At 65.7% G+C, this 8,615-nt stretch carries 8 protein-coding genes and 3 pseudogenes; 6 read left to right on the forward strand and 5 right to left on the reverse strand.

Features of this window, described 5'->3' with window-relative positions:
* Together hrpB and RMO18_RS13685 are read left to right on the forward strand one after the other, a co-directional pair.
* Window positions 1–1,962, forward strand: a 1,962-nt coding sequence (gene hrpB, locus RMO18_RS13680) for an ATP-dependent helicase HrpB (RefSeq protein WP_309666611.1), incomplete at its 5' end; no start/stop codon positions are given.
* A gap of 208 nt (window positions 1,963–2,170) precedes the next feature.
* Window positions 2,171–3,376, forward strand: coding sequence for an MFS transporter (locus RMO18_RS13685; RefSeq protein WP_309666612.1), 1,206 nt, complete (start codon window positions 2,171–2,173; stop codon window positions 3,374–3,376).
* Window positions 3,377–3,468: 92 nt separating this feature from the next.
* Here RMO18_RS13685 and RMO18_RS13690 read toward each other — a convergent pair whose 3' ends face one another.
* Window positions 3,469–3,966 carry a DUF1993 domain-containing protein gene (locus RMO18_RS13690; protein ID WP_309666614.1) on the reverse strand — a complete coding sequence of 166 codons (498 nt, stop codon included), beginning with the start codon at window positions 3,964–3,966 and terminating at the stop codon, window positions 3,469–3,471.
* A 122-nt stretch (window positions 3,967–4,088) separates the two neighbouring features.
* On the opposite strand from RMO18_RS13690, the gene RMO18_RS13695 reads away from it, so the two are divergent.
* Window positions 4,089–4,652 carry a hemerythrin domain-containing protein gene (locus RMO18_RS13695; RefSeq protein ID WP_309666615.1) on the forward strand — a complete coding sequence of 188 codons (564 nt, stop codon included), beginning with the start codon at window positions 4,089–4,091 and terminating at the stop codon, window positions 4,650–4,652.
* Window positions 4,653–4,756: 104 nt separating this feature from the next.
* Window positions 4,757–5,527: a hypothetical protein gene (locus RMO18_RS13700; RefSeq protein WP_309666617.1), complete on the forward strand. Its 771-nt coding sequence runs from the start codon at window positions 4,757–4,759 to the stop codon at window positions 5,525–5,527.
* A 101-nt stretch (window positions 5,528–5,628) separates the two neighbouring features.
* Here RMO18_RS13700 and RMO18_RS13705 read toward each other — a convergent pair.
* Window positions 5,629–6,201 (reverse strand): annotated as a pseudogene (locus RMO18_RS13705) (LysR substrate-binding domain-containing protein); the annotation flags it as partial.
* 29 nt (window positions 6,202–6,230) lie between these two features.
* Here RMO18_RS13705 and RMO18_RS13710 point away from each other — a divergent pair.
* Entirely contained in the window at window positions 6,231–6,458 is a 228-nt protein-coding gene (locus tag RMO18_RS13710) for a hypothetical protein (protein ID WP_309666619.1), read from the forward strand.
* Here RMO18_RS13710 and RMO18_RS21140 read toward each other — a convergent pair.
* Window positions 6,437–6,580: pseudogene (locus RMO18_RS21140) on the reverse strand (LysR family transcriptional regulator); the annotation flags it as partial. The gene RMO18_RS13710 and the pseudogene RMO18_RS21140 sit on opposite strands and share 22 nt — an antisense overlap.
* Window positions 6,581–6,678: 98 nt before the next feature.
* Between RMO18_RS21140 and RMO18_RS13715 the strand changes: the two are divergent.
* The gene (locus RMO18_RS13715) at window positions 6,679–7,320 is read left to right on the forward strand and encodes a sulfotransferase (protein ID WP_309666621.1); all 642 of its coding nucleotides are present in this window, start codon (window positions 6,679–6,681) and stop codon (window positions 7,318–7,320) included.
* A gap of 146 nt (window positions 7,321–7,466) precedes the next feature.
* On the opposite strand, the gene RMO18_RS13720 is transcribed toward RMO18_RS13715, so the two are convergent.
* Together RMO18_RS13720 and RMO18_RS13725 are read right to left on the reverse strand one after the other, a co-directional pair.
* Window positions 7,467–7,997, reverse strand: a complete 531-nt coding sequence (locus RMO18_RS13720; protein WP_309666623.1) for a GNAT family protein — start codon at window positions 7,995–7,997, stop codon at window positions 7,467–7,469.
* 24 nt (window positions 7,998–8,021) lie between these two features.
* Window positions 8,022–8,615, reverse strand: a pseudogene (locus RMO18_RS13725) (ornithine carbamoyltransferase); the annotation flags it as partial.

An 8,615-nucleotide genomic window follows, 5' to 3' on the forward strand; every position in this document is an offset into this window, starting at 1 on the left:
CTGGCACTGCTCGTGATGTCGGCAACCCTTGATGCAGCCCCGGTGGCCCGGCTCATGGGCGATGCGCCGATCATCACGTCGCAAGGCCGCGCGTTTCCGGTCGAAACGCGCTGGCTGCCGCGTCCGCCCGATACCACACTCCGGCTTGAGGCCGTGGTCGCGGCAGCCATCCGTCTGGCGCTGACTGAGACGACGGGCGGCGTGCTGGTCTTCCTGCCCGGTGAGGGCGAGATCCGACGCGTGGCCTCCCTTTTGTCAGACCTGCAAGGCTGCACCGTGCGCCCGCTGTTTGGCGCGATGGACTTTGCCGCCCAACGCGCCGCCCTTGCCCCGGCGGCTGATCGCAAGATCGTGCTGGCCACCGCCATCGCCGAAACCTCGTTGACCCTGCCAGACATCCGCGTGGTGATCGACGCGGGCCGCGCCCGGCGCGCCCGGTTCGACCCTGCCTCGGGCATGCAGCGCCTGGTCACCGAACGGGTGACGAAGGCCGAGGCCGAACAACGCCGTGGCCGCGCCGGCCGTGTTGCCGATGGCGTTTGCTACCGGCTCTGGACGCGCGGCGAAGACGGCGGCCTGGCTCCCTTCCCCCCAGCCGAGATCGAGGTCGCCGACCTCGCGACCCTGGCGTTGGAACTGGCGCAATGGGGCGGGTCAGACCTGCCGTTCCTCACGCCACCACCGCCCGGACCGCTTGCTGAAGCGCGGGCGCTGCTCTGCAGCCTCGGCGCGCTGGATGACGCAGGCCGCATCACCCCGCATGGCGCGCAACTGGCGGCCCTGCCCCTGCACCCCCGGCTCGGCCACATGCTGGCTCTTGCCGGACCCGCTGCCGCCCCCCTGGCCGCCCTGATGGCCGAACGCGACCCCCTGCGCGACGCCCCGCCCGACCTCGCCCTGCGCCTTGCCGCCATCGCCCACCCCGGCCCAAACGCCCACCGCCCAACGGTGGAGCGGATCCGCGAAGAGGCCCGCCGCCTGACCTCCGTCGCCCCAAAGGCCACCCATCCCGGCCTGACCACCCCGCAGATGGCGGCCCTCGCCTATCCCGACCGCATCGGTCTGCGCCGCAAGGGCGACGCCCCGCGCTGGGTGCTGTCCGGTGGCAAAGGCGCTGCCATGGCCCCCGGCACGCCCCTTGCCAACGCCAGACTAATCGTGGCCACCGATCTTGACGGCAATGCCCGCGAAGCGCTGATCCACCAGGCAATCGCCCTGCCCGAAGCGGAGCTGCGCGAGATTTACGCCCCCCGCATCAGCTGGCAAGACAGCTGCCTCTGGTCGCGCCGCGATGGCCGGGTGCTGGCCCGCCGGCAAGAGCTTTTCGGTGCCCTCATCCTCGACGATCGCCCGTGGGATGCGCCGCCCGATGCCATCGCCCGCGCAGCACTGGACGGCCTGCGCCAGCTCGGCCTGCCCTGGACGCCCGCCGCGCGCCGCTTGCGCGCCCGCGCAGCCCTCGCCCGCACCGCCGATTGGCCCGAGGTCAGCGACGAGGCGCTGCTTGTCAGCGCTGAAGACTGGCTCCTGCCCCATCTTGCCACCTGCCGCACCGCCTCCGACCTCGCCGCCCTTGACCTGACCGAACCGCTGAAAGCCCACCTTGGCTGGAACCGCCTTGCCACCCTCGACCAACTGGTGCCGGCCGCCTTTACCACCCCCCTCGGCCGTCAGGTGCCCATCGACTACGACAGCGACACCCCCGCCATCGAGATCCGCCTGCAAGAGCTGTTCGGCGTCACCAGCCACCCGCTGATCGGCGCCGCGCGGCTGCCGCTCAAGATCACGCTGTTGTCTCCCGCCCGTGCCCCGGTACAGGTCACAACCGACCTGCCACGGTTCTGGAAAACCTCCTACGCAGAGGTGCGCAAAGACATGCGCGGCGCGTATCCCCGCCACCCCTGGCCCGACGATCCGACGATTGCCGAACCCACGCTCAAGGCCAAACCCCGCGGCACCTGACCATACGCAACCAGACCACCGGCGCAGACCGGTGCCCCATCACCACCTTCCCCTTTCCTCTGCCACCAGATAAGCATCGCCCCGAACGTAATTGCTCCAACCTACCAAATTCCTCTTCTCCAAATATCCCGCGGGAGGTCTGGAGGGTGCGAAACCCTCCAGACGCCAGCCAAGCAAACCATTCGCCAAACCACGGTATGAGGCCGAAATGCACGATACTCTCACTCAGGCACGCAACGCCCGCTGGGCCGTCGCCACGATGTTTCTGGCGAATGGCTTTGTCATGGGGGCCTGGGCACCGCAGATCCCGCTGCTGCTGCCGCGCCACCAGATCACGGAATCGGTGCTGGGCCTGCTCATCCTCGTGCTTGGCATTGGCGCGGTCGGTTCGATGCTGTTTTCGGGCCGCTTGATTGCCCGCTTTGGCGCGCGCCGGGTTCTGTCGGTGTTTTCCCTCGCGCTGATCCCGGTGCTGCCTGCAGTGGTCTTTTCGCCCTCGATCCCGGCGCTGGCCCTGTTCATGGCGGCGTTCGGGGCCATGGCGGGCTGCATGGACGTGGCGATGAACGCTCAGGCGGTCGAGGTGGAAAAGCGCCTCAACCGGGCGATCATGTCGTCCTCGCACGGGTTCTGGAGCCTTGGCGGATTTCTTGGCGGCTCGGCGGGCAGCTATGTGATTTTGGTCTGGGGCTCCGAAGTTCAGTCGCTGATCACCGCCGCCATCACTGCGCTCCTGGTCTTTTCCGCAATGCCGTTTCTTCTGTCCACCGCGCCCGCCCCGCTGACCGTGACTGCCGCGCCAAAGCAGCACCTGCTGCCGCGCGACGCAGGCATCTGGATTCTCGGCTTCATGGCGTTCTTCTCGATGGTTCCGGAAGGCGCGGTGCTGGACTGGGCGGCGATCTATCTGTCCAAGGAACTTGGCTCCGACGTGTTCCGCTCGGGCCTTGCGTTCGCGTTCTTCGCCGGCGCCATGGCGATCATGCGCTTCATGGGCGACCATGTCCGCAACCGGTTCGGCGCAGTGCAGACGCTGCGGGTCTCAGGCTTTCTGGGGGCTGCGGGCATGATGGGCGGGGCGCTGGCACCGAACGATCTTGTGGCCATCGCCAGCTTCGCGATCTCCGGCCTTGGCATTGCAAACATGGTGCCGATCATGTTTTCCGCCGCCGGAAATCACGCCCGCCTGCCCTCGGCGGTGGGGATTTCCACGGTCACCATGGTCGGCTATTGCGGGATTCTCGTCGCCCCGTCCTCCATCGGCTACCTCGCGGAACACTTCGGCTTTCGTCCGACCTATGCCGCGCTGTCGCTGCTGCTGGTTGCGGTGGCGCTGCTGGCCGGACGGACGGCGGACGCCGACCGCCTGAACCGCGACGCCCCGTCTCAGGCCGCCAGCAGCCCCGCCAACTGATCCACCGTCGGCACCCGCCCAACCGCAATCCGGCCCGCCGTGCCCATCTGCATGTCGGCCCGTCTGCATGCCGAACGTCAGGACGGCGCTGGTCATGCTGTCCCCATGTAGTCGGCCTTGCCGATCTCCACTCCGTTATGGCGCAGGATGTTGTAGGCGGTCGTGGCGTGAAAGTGAAACTGTGGCAGCGAATACATTGTCAGGTACTGCAGGCCCGGCAAGGTCACATCCTGCCCGCGCATCTTGATCGTCACGTCCCGCGTTGCCGCGTCATCATAGGCCGCCGCCGGAAAGCTGGCCGCATAGGCCCGCACTGCCGCAATTCGCGCCTGCAATTCGCCAAAGGTTGTTTCCGTGTCGGGAAAGCTCTTGGGTTCTGCCCCAGCCAGCCGCGCCGCTGCACGGGCGGCAAAATCGCAGGCCAACTGCACCTGCCGGGTCAACGGCAACATGTCGGGAAACAGCCGGAATCCCAGCAACGCCTCGGGCTTGATAGTGCGCGCGGCGCAATGCGCCTCGGCTTTTTCCAGGATCTTTGACAGCGCGCCAAGCGTGCGGTCCATGGCAACAACCGATGTGGCGTGGATCATTTGGGGCTCTCCGGCATGGCAGGCCATTCAAGGCCCGCAGATCATGCATGCCTAGACCGCCTGCGAATGCGCGTCCAGTGGCGGGCTTGCCCCCAGTGCGCCCGACGGGCAAGGTGACGGCCATGCACAAACCCACCCTTGCCCTTGCCACCCGCAGCGGACTTCCAACCGAATTCCAGCTGATCCTTGCCGACTACCCTCGTACCGGCTGGTCGCAGCACCGCGACTTCAATGGTCTGGCCGCCTTTTGGCTGGATCGCCACCTTGCCTTTCGCCAGACCCTGCAACGGCTGACATCAGACACGCAGGCCCGCCTTGACCGGACACTCGCCCCCGAAGCCTATGCCCAGCGCCTTGTGCGCCAGGGGTCGGGCATGCTGTCCGACCTGATCGGCCACCACCAGATCGAGGATGACGCCTATTTCCCGAAACTGGCGCGGCTGGAACCCCGCATTGCGAAGGGTTTCGACATGCTGGATGCCGACCACCACGCCTTGCACGATCTGATCGATCGTTTTGCCAAAGGCGCCAATGCCGCACTGCAAGAACCCGACGAGGCCCGCCAACGCGATAAAACGGCCCGTTTCCTCACCGACCTTCAGGCGTTCCGGCACATGCTCACCCGTCACCTTGATGACGAAGAAGACCTCGTGCTGCCTGTCGTGCTGAAACATCGCGTCGGCTAAGGCGCCCCCGATTCCCGTTTGCACGGAAATCCGCGCTATGGCACACTTTGCTTTGCAACTTTACCACTATTTCTGATTTTTCACCTCAATTCTGAGGGTGCAATATGGCCTTAGACCCGATCAAGACTTTGCAGGCCGCGCTCAGGATCAACCGGCCCGCCGCCGTGTTCCTGACCGGCGGCTTTCTGGTGCTTGGCCTTGCTGCGGTTCTGGCCAGCCAGTTGAAGGAGTCCGGCCTGCCGTTCTGGCAGATCCCTGCCGCACTGGTCGGTCTATCGCTGGTCGTGGCGATCCTTGCCCAGATGCAGCGCGGCGTTGCGGTACTGGTGTCGTGGGTGCTGACGGTCTTGTTCCTGCTGTGGGCCGCAGCCTTCACCGCGCAGATGATCAGCGGCAACCGCTTGCCCATCGCATCGGCGGGATGCCTGCTCAGCTTTTACCGCAGCAACGAATGCCACGTGTCCGCCGCCGTAGTCGAGGCCGCACCTGTCGCCGCCGTGGTTGGAACAGCACCCGTTGCCACCGTGCCCGCGCAACCCGCAACCCCCACCGCCGACCCCGGGCCAATAGACCGCACCGGCACACAGGTCTACATCCAGTTTACCGCTTTGCCGCGCGACACTGTTGGTGCCCTTGCCACCGCACTTGAGGCCAAGGGCTGGGGCCTGCAGAACGGCGGCGAGGAATATGCCCACGCCGCTGGCCTGAGTGAAGTCCGCTTCTTTCACCCCGCTGACAAGCCGCGGGCGCAGGCCCTCGCGGCCGAGGTTTCGGCCAGCCTCCCCGGATCGCCCGCAGTCGGTGTGCTGGATGTAACCGAAGGGGAATACGCCCAGACCCGGCCCGGCCTGCTGGAGGTCTGGATCAGCGGCTGACCCGCAGGCCGGCCCGCCCAGACACCGATTACGCCAGATGTATCCCCTGCACGGTCCTCGCCAGACGGGAAAGTGCCGTCATTTGCCGGTCAGGTCGTCCTTCAGGGCACCCCGAGTGCCGCCGCGACCAGCGCCTCGGCGGCTGCGTGCTCTTCACGATAGACCCGCAGCACGATCTCGCGCAGCCAGCTGCTGCCGGGGTCGCGGGCAAGTCGCGTCGACCAGAAGAAGCGCATCCGGAACTGCGGCAGGCTGACCGGCGCTCGCCGCACGGCAAGATCCCAGACCTGCATCTGCTGCGCCATGATTATGGGCGGGAATGTGGCCAGGAAATCGCTGTGGGCCAAAAGGCTGCCGAGGCCGAGGAACTCGGAAATCACGGCGCCGATATGCCGGGATGTGCCGGGCTTTGCCGCGTCATCGGCCATCGGGCTGCGGACATTGTTGTCGATCGACACTTGCACATGCGGCCAACGTGACCAGACCTCCGGCCCCCAATCCTGCAACGCCGGATGATCCTTGCGCAGGAATGTAGACCAAAGAACCGGCGGCAATTCGACTTCGTCCAGACCTTCGGGAAGCCGCGTTTCGCCGCCGAGATGGGCAAGGTCGCAAAGCCCATCGGCGACGGCAGGATAGGTCGCACTTTCGGCGCGCAACCATTCCAACCTGACCCCCGGGCGCCTCGGCCCGGACTGCGCCCATGACCCGGTTGATCACCGCGGCGATCGCTGGCATGGCAATCCGGAAGACGCGCCCGCTCGTCGCAGGGTCAAAGGGCGCCGCCCGCACCAGCACCCGCTTGACCGAACGCAGGATCGGGCGCACCTCTTCGATCAGGGTCAGGGCAAAGGGGCTGGGCTGCATTCGCCCCCCCACCTTGACGATCAAGGGATCGCCCACCTGTTCACGCAGCCGCGCCAGCGCATGACTGACCGCTGATGGCGTCTTGCCCAACGTGTCCGCCGCCCCGGCGACCGAGCCTTCGAGCATCAACGCCTCAAAGACCACCAGCAGGTTCAGGTCTATGCGGTGAAGCTGAATTTCGTGCATGGCCACTGAAATCGGTTCGGTTGAGTGCGGGCGCGATTTGCGACAGGTTTCCCATACGTCAACCGAAATCAACCATTTAGCAAGAAGGACCCGCTCCGATGGGATTGAAAGTCATTGGCTCCGGCTTTGGCCGGACCGGCACGATGTCGACCAAACTTGCGCTGGAGCAAGTGGGCTTCGGCCCCTGCCACCACATGGTCGAGGTGATGGGAAACCCCGCCCAGCCGCCGCATTGGGACGCGATTGCCGCGGGTGAGGAGGTGGACTGGGAAGAGGTCTTTACCGGCTACACCTCTCAGGTCGACTTTCCAGGGGCGACCGTCTGGCACGAACTGTCCATCGCCTTTCCAGACGCCAAGGTGATCCATACCGAACGTCCCGAGGATGACTGGTGGGCCAGCTATTCCAAGACGATCGGCAAGTTCTTTGCACTGCGCCCGGGCATTCCCCTACCGCCGCCGATTGCCGCTATCTTCGAGACTATGGACAAGGTGGTGATCCAGAATGCGTTGGGCGGGCTGGATCGCGAAACCAGCATCGCCGCCTATCGCGCCAACAACGCCAAGGTCCGCGCCACAATCCCCGCCGACCGCCTGCTGGTATTTACCCCTGCCGACGGCTGGGCACCGCTTTGCAAGCTCCTCGGCGTCGCCGTGCCCGACACGCCTTTCCCGGAGACAAATGCCCGCGACGAATTCTGGGCGCATTTCGGCGGCGAACCGGCAGACGCGGTCGCCTGATCTGGCCGGTGCTGTCGCAGGGTCCGGCCTTGCCGCCTGCAGTTGCAAGGCCGGATCAGCTTAAACCCCCAGACACCACCGCATTACCGCCTTCTGCGCGTGCAGCCGGTTCTCCGCCTCGTCGAAGATCAACAGGTGCGGGCCGTTTAGGCCGAACCGTCGTAAAAGCGCTCCCGGTATTCGGGTTCGAGGATCGCCATGATCCAGTCGTCATGCCACTCACCGCCGACAAGTGCGGCGTTTCTTTCGACGCCTTCGCGGATGAAGCCACAGGCTTCATAGCACCGAATGGCCCGGACGTTGTAGGCCAGTACCCGAAGGTCTACCCGCTGCAACGTCAAGGGACCGAAAGCCTGCTGAAGGACAAGGCCGATTGCCCTGCGACCGATCCCGCGCCCGAGGTCGCATTCGCTGTGAAGGCCGATGGCAAGCCGCGCACGGCGGTCGGTCGGATTGAGATCGTCAAGGCGTGCTTCGCCGACGAGCGCGCCGTCGGCCTCGATGATCCAGGCGTTGGGATGCTTTTGCAGGCCTTTCAACCAGCGGGTTGCCTGACGTCGGGGCATCACGCGCACGGTTTCCGTCTGGGCGCCATACATCCGGTTGATCGCGGCAGAGACCCCCAAGGCCGCGCGCGCCTCGGCATCGGCGGTCAGCGGGAGACGCAGGCGAACCATGATCCGACCTCCAGTCACGCGAGCTTAAACCCCCAGACACCATCGCATTACCGCCTTCTGCGCGTGCAGCCGGTTCTCCGCCTCATCGAAGATCACCGAATGCGGTCCGTCCATCACCGCACTCGTCGCCTCGTCATTGCGATGCGCGGGCAGGCAATGCATGAACAGCGCGTCGGGCTTTGCCCGGCTCATCAGCGCCTCGTTCACCTGGTAGGGGCGCAGTTGATTGTGCCGCCGTTCCTTGGCGCTTTCGGGGTCATGCATGGACACCCAGGTGTCCGTCACCACCAGATCGGCCCCCTCGACCGCCGCATAGGGGTCGCGCTGGGTGATCACCTTCGATCCTTTGGACCGGGCGAAATCGATGAACTTCTCCTCGGGGTCCAGCGTCTCCGGTCCGGTAAAGGTGAAGTCAAAGCCAAACTGCCCCGCCGCATGCAGGAAACTGCCACAGACGTTGTTGCCGTCGCCGCACCAGACCACTTTGCGTCCCGCGATCGGCCCGCGATGTTCCTCATAGGTCATCACGTCGGCCATGATCTGGCAGGGGTGCGTGCGGTTGGTCAGCCCGTTGATCACCGGCACCGTCGCATGTTCCGCCATCTCCAGCAGCGTCGC

Origin of the sequence: Tabrizicola sp. (genome assembly GCF_031377265.1) — a bacterium.
GTDB lineage: Bacteria > Pseudomonadota > Alphaproteobacteria > Rhodobacterales > Rhodobacteraceae > JAUYQR01.

Coding starts and splice junctions, on each gene's coding strand:
- RMO18_RS13720 (WP_309666623.1), bottom strand. CDS start 7,997: ATGGTTCGCCTGCGTCTCCCGCTGACCGCCGATGCCGAGGCGCGCGCG.
- RMO18_RS13710 (WP_309666619.1), top strand. CDS start 6,231: ATGACCCGGTTGATCACCGCGGCGATCGCTGGCATGGCAATCCGGAAG.
- RMO18_RS13715 (WP_309666621.1), top strand. CDS start 6,679: ATGGGATTGAAAGTCATTGGCTCCGGCTTTGGCCGGACCGGCACGATG.
- RMO18_RS13700 (WP_309666617.1), top strand. CDS start 4,757: ATGGCCTTAGACCCGATCAAGACTTTGCAGGCCGCGCTCAGGATCAAC.
- RMO18_RS13690 (WP_309666614.1), bottom strand. CDS start 3,966: ATGATCCACGCCACATCGGTTGTTGCCATGGACCGCACGCTTGGCGCG.
- RMO18_RS13695 (WP_309666615.1), top strand. CDS start 4,089: ATGCACAAACCCACCCTTGCCCTTGCCACCCGCAGCGGACTTCCAACC.
- RMO18_RS13685 (WP_309666612.1), top strand. CDS start 2,171: ATGCACGATACTCTCACTCAGGCACGCAACGCCCGCTGGGCCGTCGCC.